20 protein-coding genes are annotated in these 19017 nt (G+C 66.2%); 10 read left to right on the top strand and 10 right to left on the bottom strand.

Features of this window, described 5'->3' with window-relative positions; genetic code table 11:
* Positions 1-76 precede the first annotated feature (76 nt).
* The gene (locus AKJ09_RS27380; protein WP_146650759.1) at positions 77-706 is read left to right on the top strand and encodes a hypothetical protein; all 630 of its coding nucleotides are present in this window, start codon (positions 77-79) and stop codon (positions 704-706) included.
* Between the two features lie 21 nt (positions 707-727).
* Here AKJ09_RS27380 and AKJ09_RS27375 read toward each other — a convergent pair whose 3' ends face one another.
* From AKJ09_RS27375 to AKJ09_RS27355, 6 genes are all read right to left on the bottom strand, one after another.
* On the bottom strand, positions 728-1483 hold the full coding sequence (locus tag AKJ09_RS27375) for a hypothetical protein (protein ID WP_146650757.1): 756 nt from the start codon (positions 1481-1483) through the stop codon (positions 728-730).
* Positions 1480-2358: a caspase family protein gene (locus tag AKJ09_RS27370; RefSeq protein WP_169927910.1), complete on the bottom strand. Its 879-nt coding sequence runs from the start codon at positions 2356-2358 to the stop codon at positions 1480-1482. Before AKJ09_RS27370 ends, AKJ09_RS27375 begins: the two co-directional genes overlap by 4 nt.
* A complete protein-coding gene (locus AKJ09_RS27365) occupies positions 2355-3107 on the bottom strand; it encodes a hypothetical protein (protein WP_146650753.1) in 753 nt (250 codons plus the stop codon). The genes AKJ09_RS27370 and AKJ09_RS27365 overlap by 4 nt, the downstream gene beginning before the upstream one ends.
* Positions 3104-3598: an RNA polymerase sigma factor gene (locus AKJ09_RS27360; protein ID WP_240488967.1), complete on the bottom strand. Its 495-nt coding sequence runs from the start codon at positions 3596-3598 to the stop codon at positions 3104-3106. The genes AKJ09_RS27365 and AKJ09_RS27360 overlap by 4 nt, the downstream gene beginning before the upstream one ends.
* A gap of 43 nt (positions 3599-3641) precedes the next feature.
* Positions 3642-4703 (bottom strand): hypothetical protein, encoded by a 1062-nt coding sequence (locus AKJ09_RS53335; RefSeq protein ID WP_169927908.1) that lies wholly within the window; start codon positions 4701-4703, stop codon positions 3642-3644.
* 165 nt (positions 4704-4868) lie between these two features.
* Entirely contained in the window at positions 4869-5438 is a 570-nt protein-coding gene (locus AKJ09_RS27355; protein WP_146650749.1) for a hypothetical protein, read from the bottom strand.
* Between the two features lie 138 nt (positions 5439-5576).
* On the opposite strand from AKJ09_RS27355, the gene AKJ09_RS27350 reads away from it, so the two are divergent.
* Positions 5577-6266 (top strand): hypothetical protein, encoded by a 690-nt coding sequence (locus AKJ09_RS27350; RefSeq protein WP_146650748.1) that lies wholly within the window; start codon positions 5577-5579, stop codon positions 6264-6266.
* 149 nt (positions 6267-6415) lie between these two features.
* Positions 6416-6817, top strand: coding sequence for a hypothetical protein (locus tag AKJ09_RS27345; RefSeq protein WP_146650745.1), 402 nt, complete (start codon positions 6416-6418; stop codon positions 6815-6817).
* Positions 6818-6849: 32 nt separating this feature from the next.
* Here the strand turns inward: AKJ09_RS27345 and AKJ09_RS27340 are convergent, their stop codons facing one another.
* Both AKJ09_RS27340 and AKJ09_RS27335 read right to left on the bottom strand, forming a co-directional pair.
* Positions 6850-7635, bottom strand: coding sequence for a YoaK family protein (locus tag AKJ09_RS27340; RefSeq protein WP_146650743.1), 786 nt, complete (start codon positions 7633-7635; stop codon positions 6850-6852).
* A gap of 17 nt (positions 7636-7652) precedes the next feature.
* Positions 7653-8438 (bottom strand): XdhC family protein, encoded by a 786-nt coding sequence (locus AKJ09_RS27335; protein ID WP_146650741.1) that lies wholly within the window; start codon positions 8436-8438, stop codon positions 7653-7655.
* A 117-nt stretch (positions 8439-8555) separates the two neighbouring features.
* On the opposite strand from AKJ09_RS27335, the gene glgC reads away from it, so the two are divergent.
* From glgC to AKJ09_RS27320, 3 genes are all read left to right on the top strand, one after another.
* The gene (gene glgC / locus AKJ09_RS27330) at positions 8556-9836 is read left to right on the top strand and encodes a glucose-1-phosphate adenylyltransferase (protein ID WP_146650740.1); all 1281 of its coding nucleotides are present in this window, start codon (positions 8556-8558) and stop codon (positions 9834-9836) included.
* 221 nt (positions 9837-10057) lie between these two features.
* Positions 10058-10750: a metallophosphoesterase family protein gene (locus AKJ09_RS27325; protein WP_240488600.1), complete on the top strand. Its 693-nt coding sequence runs from the start codon at positions 10058-10060 to the stop codon at positions 10748-10750.
* A gap of 115 nt (positions 10751-10865) precedes the next feature.
* Entirely contained in the window at positions 10866-11252 is a 387-nt protein-coding gene (locus AKJ09_RS27320; protein ID WP_205633817.1) for a hypothetical protein, read from the top strand.
* Between the two features lie 11 nt (positions 11253-11263).
* Here the strand turns inward: AKJ09_RS27320 and AKJ09_RS27315 are convergent, their stop codons facing one another.
* A complete protein-coding gene (locus tag AKJ09_RS27315) occupies positions 11264-12904 on the bottom strand; it encodes a M66 family metalloprotease (RefSeq protein ID WP_146650734.1) in 1641 nt (546 codons plus the stop codon).
* 337 nt (positions 12905-13241) lie between these two features.
* Between AKJ09_RS27315 and AKJ09_RS27310 the strand changes: the two genes are divergently transcribed.
* The 4 genes from AKJ09_RS27310 (at position 13242) to AKJ09_RS27295 (ending at position 16783) form a co-directional block, all read left to right on the top strand.
* Positions 13242-14186, top strand: a complete 945-nt coding sequence (locus tag AKJ09_RS27310; RefSeq protein ID WP_146650732.1) for a tetratricopeptide repeat protein — start codon at positions 13242-13244, stop codon at positions 14184-14186.
* A 30-nt stretch (positions 14187-14216) separates the two neighbouring features.
* On the top strand, positions 14217-15080 hold the full coding sequence (locus AKJ09_RS27305) for a 50S ribosomal protein L11 methyltransferase (protein ID WP_146650731.1): 864 nt from the start codon (positions 14217-14219) through the stop codon (positions 15078-15080).
* Between the two features lie 24 nt (positions 15081-15104).
* Complete coding sequence (locus AKJ09_RS27300) at positions 15105-15839, top strand: RsmE family RNA methyltransferase (RefSeq protein ID WP_146650729.1); 735 nt, start codon at positions 15105-15107, stop codon at positions 15837-15839.
* A 116-nt stretch (positions 15840-15955) separates the two neighbouring features.
* Complete coding sequence (locus tag AKJ09_RS27295; RefSeq protein ID WP_240488599.1) at positions 15956-16783, top strand: acyl-CoA desaturase; 828 nt, start codon at positions 15956-15958, stop codon at positions 16781-16783.
* A gap of 66 nt (positions 16784-16849) precedes the next feature.
* Here the strand turns inward: AKJ09_RS27295 and AKJ09_RS27290 are convergent, their stop codons facing one another.
* Positions 16850-18973: a M13 family metallopeptidase gene (locus AKJ09_RS27290; RefSeq protein ID WP_146650728.1), complete on the bottom strand. Its 2124-nt coding sequence runs from the start codon at positions 18971-18973 to the stop codon at positions 16850-16852.
* Positions 18974-19017 lie beyond the last annotated feature (44 nt).

Here is a 19017-nt window from a genome sequence, read left to right as displayed (position 1 = left end):
TCCAGCGTGGCGTAGCCCGAACCGAGGGGGATGCGCGAGGAGCGGGTCTGGGCCGATGGGTGAGGCGTATCAAATCGTGGCTTTCGTCGATCTCGAAGACGCCGCCATGCTCCATACCGCCAAGCGGGTGATTCGCTGGATGCATGACGAGCGCATTCGCGGCGATGCCCTCGCTCCGGAAGAGAGCCCCGAGGCACGCCTGCGACCATGGTTCGAGGCCGTGGGCTACGACGAGGCACGCATCCAGCTCGAGCTCGCCAAGGCTCGAAATCGCTTCAAACAGCGTATCGCCTTCGCTCCGGGCGAGCGGGCGACCGAAGCGATGACCGCATCGCCGGAGTCCCCTTCCCATCCGCACGCATCGACCGGCATCGAGCTCGTGATGGGGTGGAACATCCATGGCGACGCGCGTTGGGGGTACGCCGGTCATTGTCCGACTTGCCATCGTCAGGTGTCGAACCTCCACCTTCGCGGCGGTCCGCTCATGCTCGCCGCCGCGAAGCTCGAGAGCGATCCCCGTTCGCCTCTCGTCTGCGTCGACTGCGGCGCGGAGAGTCCGCTGCGTTCATGGTCGTTCGACCCTACGCTGCTCGTCTCTCCACTCGCCCTACGCTTCGCGAATTGGAGACCGCTCCGAACGTCGTTTCTCGAAGCACTCGCCACGGTGGTTGGCGGACGCGTGAGGACCACGAGCGAGGTCCTCTGACGACGAAAAACGTTCCCGTGCTCAGAAACGCAAGCCGGCCGAAATGCCACCAAAGACGGCGGGAACGGCCTCGAGAGAATCGGCACGTTGGAAGAACGAGAGGTTCCCGCGAGCCTCGAGATCCAGGAACAGGCCGGCCACCGACTCGCTCCTCGTGGAGAGCAGTCGGAGCGCAACATAGACTTCGGGGCCCCAGACGAACGCGGTATTTTTTGACTCCGCGGGGTAGCCGGCGCGGCCAATCTCGCTCGCGTCCTTGCGCGTGATCGTCTGCATGATGGCGCCGGCGCGGAGCCCACCGCCGACGCGAAGGAGGGTTCGGCCCAAGGTCCAGCGAGGCTCGACGGCCACCGTTCCCATTGGCGTCACCGTCTTTTCCGACGTGATCTCTCCCTCGGCATTCGCCATTTCGAGGGCGCCTCCGAAGGCGAGCGCCCAGCGGCCAAAGGAATACGCGTAGCGAACGTGCGGCGACTGCGTGAAGCCGTACTGCGAGCTCGTGCCGACGGCGAAGCCTGCCGAGAGCTCGTGATGACGGCCCGCAGGAGCCGCAGCGACGTGATCAGGCTCCTCGTCCGCGGCACCGCCTTTACGCGCGAGTGCTTCGAGCGAGGCCGAGGTGAAGTCCGCCCCCTCGAGCGAACGCTCTTCGCCCTGGCCAATCGCGATCTGCGCGATACCGCCCGATCCCGACATGCGACGATGGATGACGTAGCGGCCAGGAGGCACGGCAAGTGCGGTTCGGCGGTCTCCCGCTCCCCAAATCGACGCAATCACGCTCTTCGCGCCGGCGGCGTAGACCAGATAGTGGGTATCCCGCGCGGGGGCAACGACACGGTGGCGAGGCGCGAGACGGTCTGCGTCAGCACGACGGGCGCCGTCTCCTTCAGCGTGAGAACCGCCTCGGGCTTCTGGAGAACCCCGCTCGACTTCGCAGAACGAAGCAGCGTCTGTGAATGGGCAAAAGCAAATGACTCGTCGAGCGTCACGCGGGAGTCGCCGTTCGCGTCGGCGGCGCCGCGAAGACCGTTGAGCCACGAGTGCGTGAAGATCGCGCCCTGGAGCTCGTCGGACTCCTGAGCGGCCTCGCCGTCACTCGCCGCGTTGAGCCAAACGCTGCCCGAGGCTTGTGGCAATTGCCCGAGCGAAATCGGAAATGCCGCCTCGGCGGTCATGCCCTTGTCGCGCGTTGCACGACACGCGTCGGTCACCACGATTCGGAGTGCGGCCGGGATCTGCGCAAGGCGCGCGGAGAGGTCTGCAATCGGAACACGCGAATCGCCGAGGTGAATCGCCTCGCGATCACCGTGACCACTGAAATAGAAAATAAGGGTGACGTCTTCGGGTTTGCGTTTCTGCGCTTCGGCTTTGAGCCGATCGAGCGCACCGAACAGCTCGGGAGCCGTGGGCTCGGCGAGCACGACGGCGTTTTTCGGCTCGACGCCGCCCATCGAAACGAGGACGTCGCGCACGCGCGCAGCATCGGTATCGGCGTATCTGAGCGGCCGCTCGGCGGCGAGCCCGTCTTTGTGACCGACGGAGACGAGGAGACGAACGGGCTCGGCATGCGCGACGCGCGCGACGAAGAATACGCCGCACGTCGCCAAGAGGGCGAACGCCCACGCCCACGCCCTCGACCGCCGAACGCTCATGGGCCTTCCCATTCGAGGCGCATCACCGTGACGTCCCCTCGAGGCGCGTGCGCAGCCTTCGAACGGGCGATGGCGTCTGCCGAGCCGACGAGAATCCAACCTCGCGTGGGCTCGGAGTCGAAGTGCGCCGCCTGCTCGGAGAAATGCGTCCCCGCTGCGCGCACGCCTTCGGGCATCAAGTCCAAGAACGTGCCATCTTCTCCGAGCACGCCGGCGAGTATGGTCGCGGAACGGTCGAGTGCAACCTCGATTCGAAGGCGATCGCCACCACGAATGCCGACCTTCGAAACGAATCGGGTCTGGTCGCCAGCGCGCTCGCGCACCACGGCAAGGAGCAGCCCGCCCTTGAAGGAAGTCTCGGGCTCTCCCGGAATGGAGATGTCCGTAGCCTTCGCCGTCGAATTGTCTGCCAGCGTCGCTGGCGAGGGGCCGGAGCCGATGCGCAGCCAGAGCAGCACTCCGGCAGCGACGGCGAGGAGCGGCAGCAGCGCCAACCGCTTGTCCGCCTTCTTGAGTGCAAGCGGTACCACGTTGTCGGGCGCAGCGGACGGCCGCTCGGCGGAGGCCGAAGCGCGCTGGAGCATCGCTTCGATGGATCCCGCATCGGCTGCGAACGTCGCGCTCGCCTGCGTCATGCGATCCACGAAGGAACGGCACTCCGCGCAGCCCTCGACATGCTCGCGAACGGTAGAAACGCTCTCGCCGCAAGCGAACGCTTCGAGTGCGATCGATGAAGGATGCTCGCTCACGACGGCTCCTCCGTGGGAAGCGACGGATTGCTCTCGAGCTGCTCGATGAGCTCCGCGCGAATCCGTTGCACGTACTTGTTCACGGTGACACGCGACAGGCCGAGCTCGGCAGCCACCTCGCCCTGACTCATGCCGTCGACAAAGACGCCGATCGCGATCGCTTGTTCCTGCTCGTTCAGACGCTCGAGCGATTGGAGAACGGCGCGCCGGTCGGCAGCATCGACGCCGGGTGCAGGTCCCACCCGATCGAGGTCGTCGAGCGGCATCGCATCCCGCGAGCGCTTCGAACGGCGGAGCAGATCGAGGCACACGCGATCCATCGCACGGCACATCCAGCGCCAGGGCGATTCGGCGTCGCGCATTCCTTCTCCTCGCCTCAGGAGCATCGTCAAGAATTCCTGCACCGCGTCTTGCGCGAGCGCATCGTCACGCAGAAAGAGCCGGGCTCGCCGGCCGAGGACAACCCCGTAGCGTCGATAGACATCGGACACCTCGGATGCAGCGAGCCCCCCCACGGACGAATGCGTTTCGCGATCAGAATCCGGCGTCCGGTGCTTGGCCGCCGTCAAAGGCGCCAGCGTCGGTCGAGCCTTCGCCCGCGCGGCAAGGCCACTGCCCCGAATAGCCCTCGGTTCCGTGGTCGACGTACGTATCCGGTGCGCACCCATAGGCAACCGGCGTGTCGTTGCCATCGCAGAGCCCCTGGGGCTTCGCTTCGGGCGCGGGCGGCGCCTCGCACGGCGAACTGTACGTATAGCTCTGACCGTCGGGAGCGCAGTGCAGGTTCGGATCGTCGGGCGATGGGTAGCTGCGCAGAATCAGAGTGTCGTCGGCACTCGGCGGCGACGCGTTGGGCATCGTGTCGGCTTCGGCCGTTCCCGGCCCCGCATGGCACACCTCGCTCGGCAGCGTCTTCAGGTCGATGCGCAGATCGACGCTCGAGAGCGAGACCCAACGATTGCCCTGCGTCGACCAAAGATTGTAGCCACGCGTCGGCGTGACGCCCGTACCGTCACGTGCGTTGTCGAGATCGAGCTGGCTGCCGTCACGAAGGTAAGCAAGGAGAATGCGGTTGCCAGCACCGATGATCTCGTCTGCCGGTACCGCGCGGTCGGCGGTGATGTCGAGCTTTCCGTTGCCGTTCGTGTCGGCGTAGACGACGAAGCCCGCCACCGCCGCGGAGAGCGGCTTCGACGTTCCTCCGGACACCTCCGTCATCGGGCGAAGCTGGAGAGGGATGCTCGCGGTGCCGGCGGGGCCAGCGCTTCCCGCCGACGCGTTGCCGGCCGACGCGCTGCTCTCGTCGTGCGAGTTCGGCCCATCGCTCGAGACGAAGAGTGCATCGGGCGGGGGCGAGGAGAGATCCATCGTGAACGAGCCGTTGACGAGCGGCGCTTCTCCCGCGACGACGAAGCCCGGCGGACCGTGCCACACGAGCGCGACGCGAGTGCCGGTCGGCACGCTCCCCTGGAGTTGGCCCGAGACCTTCGCGAGCGAGCCGTCGTTGCGATCGGCAATGGAGCCGCAACCGATGGCCGCGAGAACGAGGGCGGCGCCGACGTAGCGAGCTTTCAGAAGACGGAGCGAGGAAGGCATGGGGCGGAATCTCCGAGGAAGAGGTGAACGTCTATCCCGAAGGCGCAGCGACCGACCCGAGCTGTAAAGCACACGCGGACGATTTCGCCCGTCGCGGACTGATTTTGGGTGCCCGCCAGAGCCGCTGCGGCCGGAACGATGGAATCCGCTACGCCTAGAACGCCGTCAGAACGGAATCGGCGTGTGCAGCTCCTCGACGAGGACGGGGCCGAGGTCGTCGCGCGCGACGAACCCCTTGTGGACCCCGGAGCGATACCCGCTCGCCACGACCGAATGGACGGGATCCACGAACGCACGCAGACGAACCTCGTCGCCATGCGAGAGCGGGTACTCACGCACGCAGAGCGAGCCGCGACCGCTGGCTCTCCTCACGATGGCCATGAGCTCCGGAGGCACGCGCGTGAGAGGCACGCCTCCGCTCAATGGCACTGCAAAGGAGAAAAAGGCACGACGAACCGCGACGGTGATCGACGCGTCTTGACCCTTCGGACGGAGCGAGAGCATGTCACCGATGACGATGCCGCCCACGGTCACGTACCTGTCGGGCGAGTCGCCCATTTCATCCTCGGCGAATCGTTCCACGATTTCGATCCTGAAGAGGGCTGCGCGAACACCCGAGACCGGACTCGCCACTTGCGCGTCACCCCTTGCTTCGATCGTCGACACGAAGTCGACTTCGGTGGGTCCCTTCACCTCCGCGAGCTTCACTTTCTTCTTCGCGTCCCGGGGCCACACGCGGTCCACGATAGCGCCGATGGACCACGGAGCGGCGACCGAGAAAGGTAGGCAGACCTCGCAAACGTGGTGTCAGGGTGACCGCAGATCGACGGACGAGGGGAGCCCTATCTCGATAGGACTGCTAGAGTCCCTCACGTGAAGCGAGCAGAGGACCGCGCGTGGCCGAAAGAAATGGTCGACGTCCCGCCCGAGACGCCTGACCCGCGATCGCGCGATTCGTATGCCACGCAGAAGATCTCTCGGGCGGAGCTCGAAGAAGCTCTCAAGCGAACGAAGAGCGGCACGCGTCGCGCCGTTCGCTCCGATCCGAGCTTCGAGCAGGCGTTCGAAGACAAAATCGAAAAGACGAACGAGTCGAATCTCGCGCCCGCCGTCGAAGTCGAGCCCCTCGTCGGTCCGCACGACGACACGCCTCAAGTCACGATCGTTCAGATCGACGGCGGGCAGATCGACGGCGGGCAGATCGACGGCGGGCAGATCGAAAGCGGGCAGATCGAAAGCGGGCAGATCGAAAGCGTCGAACTCGATGCGCTCGATCGTGTGACCGTCGCATCAAAGCAGGTGCCCCCTCCGGCGATGCCGGTCGTGACCACGCCCCACCCCGTCGAGCCGGTTCTGCGTCCGATGACGCCCGCGTACGACTTCAGCGACGACGCTCCGCGCACGTCGACCGAGCGCGCCATCACGCACCGGACCCAAGCCAGGCGCTGGCAGATCTCGCCGCGCACCGCGTTCATCCTGGGCCTTGCGCTGGTGTTGTTCGTGACGTTGGCTGCGGGCGCCGGCTTCCTCGCAGGCCGCGGCATGCTCCGCCTCCCGCACTGAGCTGATCGCAACGTCGCGCGTGGCACACACTGGCACGCCGCCCGATCGCGACGAAGCATATGGGCCGAGCCGCGCGGTGGCATAGACACTGCAATCTCGCTCTCTCGATGCAATTCCAGAAGCGAACCGCACACACGCCCATCGTCGCCATGACGTTAGCCGGACTCTTCTCCGCGATCGTCGCCATGAGCGCGTGCGGAGCGGACGAAGAAACCACGCCGTCGCCGGTCAAGTCCCCCGAGAACTCGAACGACGCGTCTTCCAAAGGGGGCGCGCACTCGACCCCCGCGCCGGGTGGCACCGGAGTCTGCTGCACACCGTCGGCGAAGCCTGCATGCTGCATGGACTACGGTGGTTATGCAGAGAGCGACGATGCTTGCAATCGCAGGCTTTGTGATGGAATGGCGCCCCCCTCGGCCGCGTGGCGCCTCGAGAAGGAAGAACACGGCTGTGATGCGTGGATCGAGCCGCCGAAAGACGGCCTTCTCTGTTGTGGCTGCGCCCCCATCCCGGATTCGGGTGCGGACGCCGACGCGAGTGACGCAGAGTAATCACGAGTCGCCGTCGGCAACGGCGTGAGCCTTCAGCGACGCGACGGCCGAACGTCGTCGGGTCCGCGCGTGTCGCGCGAGTTGAGCGCCGCGTAGAACGAGCACCCGAGCACCGCGACCACCGCGAAAGCCATCGCCGAGTGATGCAAGCGCACGACGGCGATGGCTCCCATCGTCGCTCCAATGGCGAACGCTCCGGCGATCGTCGCAAGAAGCACGATCTTGGGCGCATGAGGGCGCTCGACGACGTTCTTGCCGAACACGATGGGAACCCCGAGACGTTCGGACGCCTGACCGCGCCAGAAGCGAAACCATCGCGCCGCCTCGATACCGATGTCCGTGAACACACCGGTGAGATGGGTGGTGCGAACGACCGCTCCGGAGAGACGCGTGACGAGGCTGTTCTGCATGCCCATCGCCGCGCACAACAAGAGCGCCTCCGCATCTCGGACGCGAGGGTGGGTCTGAAAACTGGCCGACGAGAAGATCATGAACGCGATGAGCAGCGCGCCCTCGCCGGCGAGAGCCACGGCGTACGCGCGAGATGTCTTGCCGAAGAACGTGCTCTCGACCATGACGCTCGAGAGAAACGCACCGGCGCAGAACGCGAGCGTCATCGTCAGGGCCGCGACGGCCGCGCCGAACTGCGCGCCGGCGAGATCGTTCGCCGCGCGACCGATGTTTCCGGTCACGTGAGAGGTGAACGAGCCGACGAGCAAGAAGCCGACGGAATTGACGTATCCACCGACGAAAGCGAGATATCCCGCCAGCAGGCGATTTTGTCGATCCGAACGTGCTGTCCCGAGCTGACGAAACATCGCGACTTCGACTTCCTTCAGCGCCCCCGTTTGCGCCAGGCAATGAGCTCGGCCGCGATCGACACGGCTATCTCTTCGGGGAGGCGCGCGCCGATGTCGACGCCGATGGGCATGCGAACGCGCGCGCGGTCCGCTTCGGAAACGCCCTTCGCTTCGAGTCGCTGACGCGTGCGTTCAGCCTTGGCGCGGCTGCCGACGCCGCCCACGTAGGCGAAGCCGCGACGGAGCGCCCACTCGATCGCGCGCTGGTCGATCTGATGATCGTGGGTCATGACGAGACACGCGCCGCGCACGTCGACCTCACGACCGATCTCGTCGAACTCGCCCGTCACGCAGCGAGCGCTCGGAATGCGACTCTCGCCGCCCCACTCCTCGCGCTCGTCGACGACGGTGACGGCAAACCCGACCTTGGCGAGAAGCGGAGCCACGGCCGTGGCGACGTGGCCTGCTCCGACGATGAGGCACGGCACGAGGGCGGCGATGGGCTCGAGCAGCACCGAGAGACGACCTCCGCAACACATGCCGAGCTCCGGGCCGAGCTTGAATTCACGAACAGCGTGTTTGCCTTCCTCTGATCGCACGAGTGTCATCAACGCTTCGAGAGCCGCGCGCTCGATCGCGCCACCGCCGACCGTCCCCACGCACGTTCCGTCGAGCGCGAGGAAGAGCTTTTGTCCGGGCGTGCCGGGTGCGGATCCGTGACGCTCGATGACCGTCGCCATCGCGCCACCGACGCCACGTCCGGCGCACGCAGCAGCAACCTCGAGCACACGTGCCGCACTCCCCGGCGAGGGATTCGGCAAGGGGCGCGGACTATCGCTTCCCTCCCCGTCTTCCGAGCCTGATCGCGCGTGGTGGCTGTCCGGCACGACCACATTCTACATCCAACGCGGGGGACTTCGCCTATCCTGCCGTCTCCAATGCCGGCTCAGGCGCTCAGTTTCGACCCGAATCAGGTTTTGGTGATGATCCTCGCGGGCGGCGAGGGCAAGCGGCTCTATCCGCTCACGCTCGACCGCGCCAAGCCTGCGGTCCCGTTTGCCGGGCGTTACCGCATCATCGACATCGTTCTCTCGAACTTCGTCAACTCGGGCTTGTCGCGCATCAAGGTCCTCACCCAGTACAAGAGCGCGTCGCTGGAAGAGCACATCGCTCGCGTGTGGCGCCTCTCGCCCATCCTCGATCAGTTCATCGAGGCGATCCCCGCGCAGCAGCGCACCGGCCTCTCCTGGTTCAAGGGCTCGGCGGACGCCGTGTTCCAGTGCCAGCACGTCATCACCGACGAGCGCCCGGAGATCGTCTGCATCTTCGGCGGCGACCATGTCTACAAGATGGACATCCGCCAGATGATCCAGGCGCACATCGCGAAGAAGGCCACGGCCACCGTCGCCGCGATCCCCGTTCCGCGCAGCGACGCGAGCGAGTTCGGCGTCCTCGAGATCAACGAGGAAGGCCGCATCGTCGCCTTCCACGAGAAGGTGAAGAATCCGCCGACCATGCCCGGGTCGGACGACATGTGCCTTGCCTCGATGGGCAACTACGTCTTCGACAGCGATGTGCTCATCCGCGAGCTCAATCGCGACGCGAACGTCGAGGCGAGCAAGCATGACTTCGGTCACGACATCCTCCCGCGCATGGTCGCCGACGGGCAGGAGATCTTTGCCTACGACTTCGCGCAGAACCGGGTGCCCGGCGAAGAAGACCGCGCGCTCGGCTACTGGCGCGACATCGGAACGATCGAGGCCTACTGGGAAGCGCAGATGGACCTCATCGCCATCCATCCGCTCTTCAACCTGTACAACGAGCGCTGGCCCATCCGAACCGGCGTCACCCACGATCCGCCGGCCAAGTTCGTCTTCCGCGACGAGGCGCATGCGCGCGTCGGCATCGCCACCGACTCGATGGTCAGCCACGGCTGCATCATCTCCGGCGGCCGCATCCACCGCAGCGTTCTCTCCGTCGGCTGCCGCATCAACTCGTTCAGCGAGGTCGAAGAGAGTGTTCTCTTCGAGCGCGTCCGCATCGGGCGTCACTCGAAGATCCGCCGCTGCATCATCGACAAGGACGTCGAAGTGCCCTCCGGCGTCGAGGTCGGCTTCAACCTCGAGGCGGATCGCAAGCGCTTCTTCGTCACCGAGAACGGTCTCGTCGTCATCCCCAAGCGCGCAAAGCTGGACGACGAAAAGATGTGGCGTCTGTAGCGGCGCCGGCCGGCTGAAGAGCCGTCGACGCGAGCGCCGTTCGGGCGCACCGGAGCGCACCGGAGCATAGGGCGGGGCCGCTGCGTGAAGGCTTGCCGCACGGTCGCGCAACGCGCATGCTGAGCATGTCCATGGAGTCGTCCCCCCGCTCCCGACCGGAGCCACGCACGAACAACACGAGCGCCCGCGCCCATCGAACCAGCCGGGGTCGGACGATCATCGTGGGCGACGTTCATGGCTGTCGGGCCGAGCTCGAGGCCTTGCTGGACAAGGTCGCCTTCACGAGCGGAGACCTGCTGATCTTCGTCGGGGACATCGTGGCCCGCGGTCCGGATTCGCGCGGGGTGCTCGAGATCGCCCGCCAGACCGGAGCCATTCTGGTCCGTGGCAATCACGAGCAGAAGATTCTCTCGTGGCGCGACGAGCGGGCTGCGGGTCTCAGGCCGGAGCCGCTCTCCCCCTTCCATCGCGACGTGGCCGAGGCGATGACGCCCGTCGACTGGAAGCTCTTCGAGACGTCGCCGTTCTCCTACGACCTCCCCGAGCACGGTGTGTACGTGGTTCACGCGGGTCTCATTCCGGGCCTTGCTCTCGATCAGCAAAAGCCCGAGACCATGATGCGCATTCGCACCGTGAGCGATCCTGGCAAGCGAGGAGAGCCAACGCTTTGGGGTGCGCGATGGTCGGGGCCGCCGCACGTCGTGTTCGGCCACAACGCAGCGCCGGGTCTGCAGCTGCATCCATGGGCCACGGGACTCGATACCGGGTGCGTCTACGGAGGAAGGCTCACCGCGCTCGTCCTTGGAGCGGGACAGAAAGTACCGAGGGCCGTGGCGGCCCGGAAAGAGCTCCTCGTATCGATTCCCGCGCGCCACGTCTGGTACGAGCCGACGGGAAGACGACGCACCGGCTGAAGAGCGCGCTGCCTGCGCGGGTGTTCCCGGACATCGAGGCGTCCACGTCAACCCGCGCAATTAAGAGTCGTAAAGGGGACCCCGATCTCGGTTGCAAACGACGGGTGTCTCCTCCATGACATTTGGCATGAAGGAGCCCAACCCGAACGCGACGATCCAGCTTTCGGTGCTCGATCTGGGTGACGGCCCGGACAAGGTAAGGCTCGAGGAACTCCTCGCGAAGGCCGACGCCGTGAAGCCGCCGCCGCTTCCTCCGGCCACGCCTGCACGGGCGTCGGCGCCTGCCGAAAGCGCCCAAGCAGGTGGCAAACGTGTGCCGGCGATCTGGTTCGTGGCGCTCGTGCTCGTGGCGGCGGTGGGGATCGGTTTCTTGCTTCGTGGGCGCGTCGCCGGGAGCGCCGCGGTCGTCGCGACGCCGAGTGCTTCGGCGACCGCCACGCTCGGCGCGAAGCCCGCGTCCTCGGTCATCGTCGTCCCCACGGTCGAAGTGGGCAACGAGTAGAGCGGCACGCCTCAGCGCGCGAGCTTCTGCGCGATGCCCTGGATGCGGACGGCCGACCAGTTCTTCACGGCCGCGAGGTTCGCCTTGGCGCTCGGGTCGCGCGGCATGACGAGCACACCGCCCGGCAGGTGATCGTACGGGTAGAAGTGCGCGGTCTCCGTGCCGACCTCTTCGCCCGCGTCGCCGAGGAAGGCCACCGAGCGAAGCTCGCCACCGGACGGCGCGCGGACGGCGCTGATCTCTCCACCCCACGAAAGCGACCCGTCTTCGGCGACGGTCGCGACGCGCATCTTGGCAGGCGCGTTCACGTTCACGTTCGCGTTCGCGTTCGCGCTCGCGCCCGACGGGAGCTTGCCGCTCGTGGTCTGCCCCACCGACTTGGCCACCGCCGAAACGCGATCGAAGAGCGCCGAGTACGTGTAGTCGCTGACCCAGACGTTCTCGCAGTAGCCCATCATGTCCGTGCCGGAGCTCGGATTGTGGAACGTCTTCTCGAGAATGTCGTAGCCCCAGACGCCGATCTTGCCGCCCGCGTAGGGGAAGCCCGAATCGACGCCTTGCGCGCCGCCACATGGAGCGTGCTCGCGGCCGTGCGCGTGACCGACTTCGTGGGCCATCGTGCTGGCCGAGTCATCGCCAGTGTAGCCGACGCCGACGCTCGCGCGCAGGTACGCGGTTTCGACATCGTCGACGACCGTGCTGAGCCCGGCCACACATCCGGAGCTGCAGAACTTGCTGAACGACGCCGCGGGCGCGAGCGCGCCATAGTAGTACGTGTCGTCGCTCACGCCGTCTTGCTGGCGGAGCTGGGTGATCGCGCTGAGCACCTGCGAGAACCCGGTGCCGTTTGCGCCGATCGTCGAGTTCCACGCCCACGGCGCGCGTGCGGTGACCTCCACGTTGGCAGCCGGGTAGCGCGCCATCATCGTCTGCTTGTAGCGATCGAGCTGGGCCTGCGAAACGTCGGGGGTTCGGCCGGAACCGTCGGCCTGGTATTTCACCGGCACGACGACGACGCGGACGGTGCCGGACACCTTGGCGCCGAGCGAGGCATACGTGCCGTCTTGCGGGAAGCGCGCTTCGCTCTCGGTCGAGGGGTCGACGCCGTCTTCGGCGGTCAGAGCAACCTGGAACGTGACGTCGGCGGGAAGGCTCGCGGCGTCGACTTCGAAGTTGAACGTGGAGTTGGCGTCTTGATCCGTCGACGTCTTGCTGATCGTCTTCGTGTCGCGGGCGATGGGCGTCTGGGTGGTCGCGCTCTCCGAAACGAGACGGAGCTCGGCGGTGACCGACTTGGACGCCCAGCCCATATCCGGAGCCACGTAGACGCGAACGAGCGCAGGCCTGTTCGCGACGATGGGCGCGTTGCGCTTGGTGCCCGTGATGGCCGAACCGCTCTTCACGACGGAGACCTTCACGCCCTGGAAGACGGCGATCTCGGAGATCGTCAGCCCCTCGACGAGCGGCGAGAGCGGGGTCTGCTGCGGATCCGCAGCGGCCGTTCCGTCCGGATCGGTACCGTCGGTCTCGGACGTCGGGTCGCCCCCACCAGGAGACTTCGCGTTCGGGTCTTTCGAGATGATCCGCGTCTCGTGCGTCGTGCACGCGACGACGCTGGAGAGCAAGAGCACGATCCCGATTGAGGTCCTCATCACAACGCCTCCTCGAAATCCCGAGTCGCTCGGGATCCCGTGTCCGTAGCAGCTCGACGGGCAATGCCCCGTCTCGCGAGAGTCACCGAAATGACGCGCTTCCCCGCCTTCGCCGCCATTCTCACCGGGCGCACGCAGACGCCGCCATTTTGGGGCCCCTTCTCATACGCCGGGCGGCGGGCTCGGACACCCCTGGATCCGAGCCTCACCATTGCCGGTTTGGAAAGCCTTGGAGACCGGCGTCTGCCGGCCTGAAAATGCTGGGCGGTGAGACTGGAAAAGTCGATGCTGGACGAAGCTCGCGTCGCGGGGGTCGATGCACTAGGCTGGCCGGCCGATGAATCGGCGCTTCGGAGCCTGGATTTCGCTGGCGGCATGCGTGCACCTGACCGGGCTCGGCACGGGCCTCGGCACGCCTGCGCTCGCCCAGTCGAAGGGCAACAAACCGCAGGCCGCGCAGCCGGCCAAACCGGCGTTGCCGCAAGACCTCGTCGCGAAGGGCCAGGTGCTCTTCGACGATCAGCAGTACGAGGAGTCGATCCAGGCGCTCTCCGCGGCGCTGCTTCGGCCGAGCAACACGAAGGAGCAGAAGGTCGAGATCTACCGACTGCTCGCGCTGAACTACATCACGCTCGGCCGTAAAGACGAGGCGGAGAGCGCGGTCCGCGGCCTTCTCGTCATCGAGCCGGACTACCAGATGCCGGCCAGCGAATCGCCTCGCTTCCGAGACTTCTTCGCGCAAACGCGAAAGAAGTGGGAGGCCGAAGGGCGCCCGGGGCTCGTGAAAGAGGAGCCCGTGCAGAAGCCGGTCGCTCTCAAACACGGCTCACCCACCGAGGCAACGTCGGGGCAAAGCATCGACTTGCGCGCACACCTCGACGATCCCGACGGACGAACGGGCTCGGTGAAGCTCTACTTCCGCACGGGCACCAAGGGTGACTTCACCGAGAAATTCGCCGACGTCGAGGGCGAATCGGTGCGCGTCCAGATCCCGGGCTCGGCCGTAAAGCCGCCCGTCATCGACTATTACTTCGAGGTCACGGACGGCGGCGGATCGCTCATCGCTTCGCGTGGAGACGCGACGGGTCCGCTTCGCATCGCCGTTCCCGAGCCGAGCAAGGGTTGGGTTCTTCCCGTCGTCATCGGCGGCAGCGTCGTCGGAGCAGCCGCTGTGGTCGGCATCCTCGCCCTCGCCGGTGTTTTCAAGAGCAGCAGCAGCAACTCCGCGAACGGTCGCGGCATGTCGACGGTCTCGGTGAGCGTTGGGGAGGCCTCGCGCTGAGTCCGTCAGGAATCGAAAGAACGAATCATCATGAGTGAGCCGCGATATCCCTTCGTGCACGTCGACGTCACGCCCGAGCAGGCCGACGAAATCAGTGGACTGCTCTTCGAGCTCGGCGCCTCCGGCGTGGAAGAGCGCGACGAGACCACGCTCCAGAAGAACGCCGCGAGCGGTTTGGTCACGCTCGTCGCCAGCTTCGATTCACGCGAAGAAGCCGAACAGGCGATCGCCGAGCTGCCCGAAGGCCTGGTTGGTCGCTACGAAGAAGTCGTCGGCGACGCCTGGCGCGACGCGTGGAAGGAACACTACAAGCCCTACACGCTGGCCGAAGGCCTCGTCGTTCGTCCGCCGTGGGAGCCGTACGAGGCCAAGGCCGGCGAGAAGGTCCTCGAGCTCGAGCCCGGTCGCGCGTTCGGCACGGGCCTTCACGAGACCACGCGTCTCGTCGCGCAGGCGATTCGCACGCACGCGCCGGAGATCGCCAAGGCTACCGTCCTCGACGTGGGATGCGGCAGCGGCATCCTTGCGCTGGTAGCGCTCGCCCTCGGTGCAGAGCGTGCAGTCTGCATCGACATCGATCAGGAGGCGATCGACGTGACGGTCGAGAACGCCGCGCGCAACGCCATGCAGGATCGCGTCGAGGCGAGCACCACGCCGCTCGAGGAGATCACCGCCGTGAGTCCGATCGTGCTCGCGAACATCGAAGCGCGCGTACTCATCCCGATGGCCGAAGAGCTCCAAAAGCACGTCGCGCCGGGCGGCCTCTTGTTGCTTTCCGGCATCCTCGTTCCCCAGAAAGACGACGTGCGCGCGGCTTACCCGGACATGGAGCTGCTCGCCGATCCGTCCGCGGGTGAGTGGGTGCTTCTCGCGCTTCGCAAAGCGAAGGCCTGAGCGAGACGAGGCGAGAGACCACCGATGGCCATTCGTGCGCCCATCGTGAAGCTCACGGCTGGGCGCATGACGCTCACGCACGAGACGTCGCATTACCTTTGCCGCGTCCTTCGCCTTCGCGCGGGTGATGCGTTCCTCGCCTTCGATCCGGAGGCGCTGCTCGAGGCCGACGCGACCATCACGGTCGCTTCGGACTCGGCGGCGGAGATCACGGTCTCGGAGACGCGCGGGGCGAAGGTCGTGGCCGATGTGCCGCTCGTGCTCGTCTACGCGCTCGCCAAAGGCGACAAGGTCGACGCCGTCGTGCGCGACGCGACGGAGCTCGGGGCGACGCGCGTCGTCGTCGCGCGCACCGAGCGCGCGATCGTGAAAGCGGACGAAGCGAAGGCCGCGAACAAGCTCGATCGCTTCCGGCGCGTCGCCGAGCAGGCCGCGCGTCAGAGTGGTCGCGCCGATCCGCCAAAGATCGAAGGCGTATACGACTTCGCCGCCGCCCTCGAAGCCGCGAAGTCCGATACGCAGGCGCGCTACTGCCTCGACGTGCGTGGAACGGTGGAGCTCGGCGCCCTTCTCCCCGCCGCGATCACGACGCGCAGCGGCATCGCCTTCGCCATCGGCCCCGAAGGCGGCCTCACCGACCGCGAAGTGGAGGCCGCGCGCGCACACGGCTTCGAGATCGTCACGCTCGGACGCTTCGTGCTGCGGACCGAAACGGTGGCCGCGGCCGTGCTCGGCGCCGTTCGCGTCCTCTCGCGTTAGTCAGGCGAGGCGTCACACGGCAGAGCCGGCCTGACAGTTCCGTGACGATGCCAGGCACAACGTGACGGAATGGTGGGAAGCGTTCGGCGGCGCTCGTCCGTAGAGTCGGCCCCGACATGCCGATCCTCGTCTTCTTCGGTGCGCACTGGGTCAGCTCGATCTTCTTCCAGACCTTCTTTCTGCACCGCTACGCGTCGCACAAGCAGTACACGATGTCGAAGGGGTGGGAGCGCTTCTTCCATCTCTGCACGTACTTCGCGCAGGGCTCGAGTTACCTGTCGGCGCGCGGCTACGCGATTCTGCATCGGATGCACCACGCGTACAGCGACACGCCGAAGGACCCGCACTCGCCCGAGAACCACAGCAACCTGTTCACGATGATGTGGGCCACGAAGCACCGCTACGACGCCTTCGCGTATCGCCGCGAGGAGCCGGAGGCGCGCTTCGAGAAGGACATCCCGGATTGGCCGGCGCTCGATCGCGTCAGCCAGAACTGGTTCGCGCGTCTCGCCTGGATGGGCGGCTACACGGCGTTCTACGCGTTCTTCGCCACGCAGTGGTGGATGTGGCTCCTCTTGCCGGCCCACTTCCTCATGGGTCCGATCCACGGCGCGATCGTCAACTGGTGCGGGCACCGCTACGGCTACCGCAACTTCGACAGCGACGACGTGTCGCGCAACACGCTCGTCTTCGACTTCGTCACGATGGGTGAGTTGTTCCAGAACAACCACCACAAGTACGCGATGCGTTCGAACTTCGCGGTGCGCTGGTTCGAGGTCGACCCGACCTACCAGATCATGCGCGTGATGAACCTCGTTGGCATCATCAAGCTGAAGCCCATGACGAAGCTCGACGCGCACGGCCGCATCATCGACACGCGCGCCATCGACGCGGGCTCGCAGGGCGAGGTTCCCGAGGCGATGGACCTTCCCCTCGCCTCCTGATTCCTTTCACGTTCGGAACACCGGGCGCTCCTCCGTAGGGAAGCGCCCGCGTTGTTTTTGTGCCGCTCACCACACTTCGCAACGGTCCTTCTTCACCATCTTCGAGTCCGGCTGGCAGGCAAACGCCTGGGCGAACTCGGGGAGGTTGGAGAGAGGACCGTTGACGCGAAGGTTGGGCGGCGAGTGCGGATTGGTGGAGACGAGGTGCCGGAGCGCCTCGTCGCGAAGCTTTCCGCACCAGCCTTGAGCAAAGCCGAGGAAGAACTCCTGCTCCGGCGTGAACTCCGACTTGCCCGTAGCGCCTGCCGGCGCGGGTGACGAAGCCTTCGCCTTCATCGCGCGGTGCGCGAGCTTCACGCCCCCGAGATCGGCGATGTTCTCACCGAGCGTGAGCTTGCCGTTCACGTGCAGGTCGCCGAGGACCACGTAGTCGTCGAACTGCTTCTGCACGCAGGAAGCGCGACGCTCGAACTCGGTGTCGACGGCCTTCGACCACCAGTCCTTGAGGTTGCCTTCGGCGTCGAACTGGCGGCCTTCGTCGTCGAAGCCGTGCGTCAGCTCGTGGCCCATGACCATGCCGATCCCGCCGTAGTTGGCGGGCATCGAAGCGGTGTTCGAATAGAACGGGGGCTGCAGAATGCCCGCCGGGAAGACCATCTCGTTGAGCTGCGCGTCGTAGTACGCGTTGACGGTGGGCGGGCTCATTTGCCACTCGTACCGGTCGACGGGCTTGCCGATCTTCGCGAGCTGGCGCCTGTATTCGAAGGCCGAAGCGCGCTGCGTGTTCGCCAGATACTCGTCGCGGTTGATGTTGAGGCCGTCGTACGAGCGCCACTTGTCGGGGTAGGCGATCTTGTTGGCGATCTTCCCGAGCTTCGCGAAGGCGGCCTTGCGCGTGGGCTCGTCCATCCAGGCGAGCGTCTCGAGATTGCCGTGCATCGCCCCCTCGATGGCCTGCACCATGCCGACGACGGTGGACTTGCCTTCGGCGCCGAGGGTCTTCTTCACGAAGGGCTGCGCGAGCGCCTCGCCCATCGCGCCGTCGATCGTGCGCACGCACCGCTTCCAGCGAGGCGGAAGGCTCTGGGCGCCAACGAGCGTCTTGCGCCACTTGAACCGCTCGTCGACGAACGGCGCGGGAAGCTCGTCCGCGTTGCCGCGGAACGTGTTCCAGCGGAGGTACGTCTTCCAATCGGCGAGAGAAACCTTGCCGTTGATCATCGCGCCGACCTCCTTGAGGAAGTCGGGTTGGGCAACGTTGAAGTTGCCGACGTTCTTCGCCTCGGCCCCTTCGAGCCACGCATCCCACGGGATGCCAGGCGCGCTCTTCGCCAGATCGATGCGCGGCGCCGGGTGGTTGATCTTCTTCGGCTCGCGGCGGTCTTCTTTCGACATCCACGCCTTGGCGAGCATGGTTTCGACCTTCATGACCGTCTTGGCCGACGCCTTGGCCTTCGCCTCGGGTTCACCGGCAAGCTGCAGCATCGCGGCGACGTGCTGCTCGTACTTGGTTCGTAGCTCGGCCATCTTGGGCGAGCTGTCGAGGTAGTACTCGCGCTCGGGCATGCCGAGGCCGCCCTGCCAGAGCATGGCGATGACGCGCGTGGCATCGTTGAAGTCTTGCGAGGCCATGAGCTCGAAGACCATGGGCTGCCCTTCGGCCTGCATCTTCCCGAGGAACTTGGCGAGCGACGCGGGATCCTTGATGGCATCGATCGCCTTGAGCGTGGGATCGAGAGGCTTCGTGCCGAGCTTGTCGATGTTCGTCTCGTCCATGCACGCGCCGTAGAAATCACCGAGCGCCTTGCCGTAGGCCGTGTCGGCGACCTTCTCGCCGCGCGCGTAGGTCTCGAGGATGTTGCGCAGAATGTCTTCGTTCCGGTCGCGAATGACGCTGAAGCTCCGGTACCAGCTGGCTTCGTCTGCGGGGATCTCGGTCGACTTGATCCAGCTGCCGCAGGCGTACTGATAGAAGTCCTCGCAGGCGGGCACGCTGGGGTCCATCGCGCTCCGCTCGACCCCCGACGACGCCACCACACCGGCCTGAGCCGTGAGCTGCGAAGCACTCGCTGCGGTCACCGGAGGTGACGATGGGGCCGCCGGAGGGTGATCGCCGCCGCCGCACGCGAAGAAGACGAGCGAGGCGAAGGGAGCGGCCGCAAGGGAGAGGAGGGCAAGCGAGCGACGCATGGGCTCCGGGTATGCCCTCCCCTCGCCCGAGCCGCAAGACAGCA

Source organism: Labilithrix luteola (assembly GCF_001263205.1).
Classification (GTDB): domain Bacteria; phylum Myxococcota_A; class Polyangia; order Polyangiales; family Polyangiaceae; genus Labilithrix; species Labilithrix luteola.
Note: the sequence above shows the minus strand (reverse complement) of the source record. Positions and strands in the feature narration are given on the sequence as shown.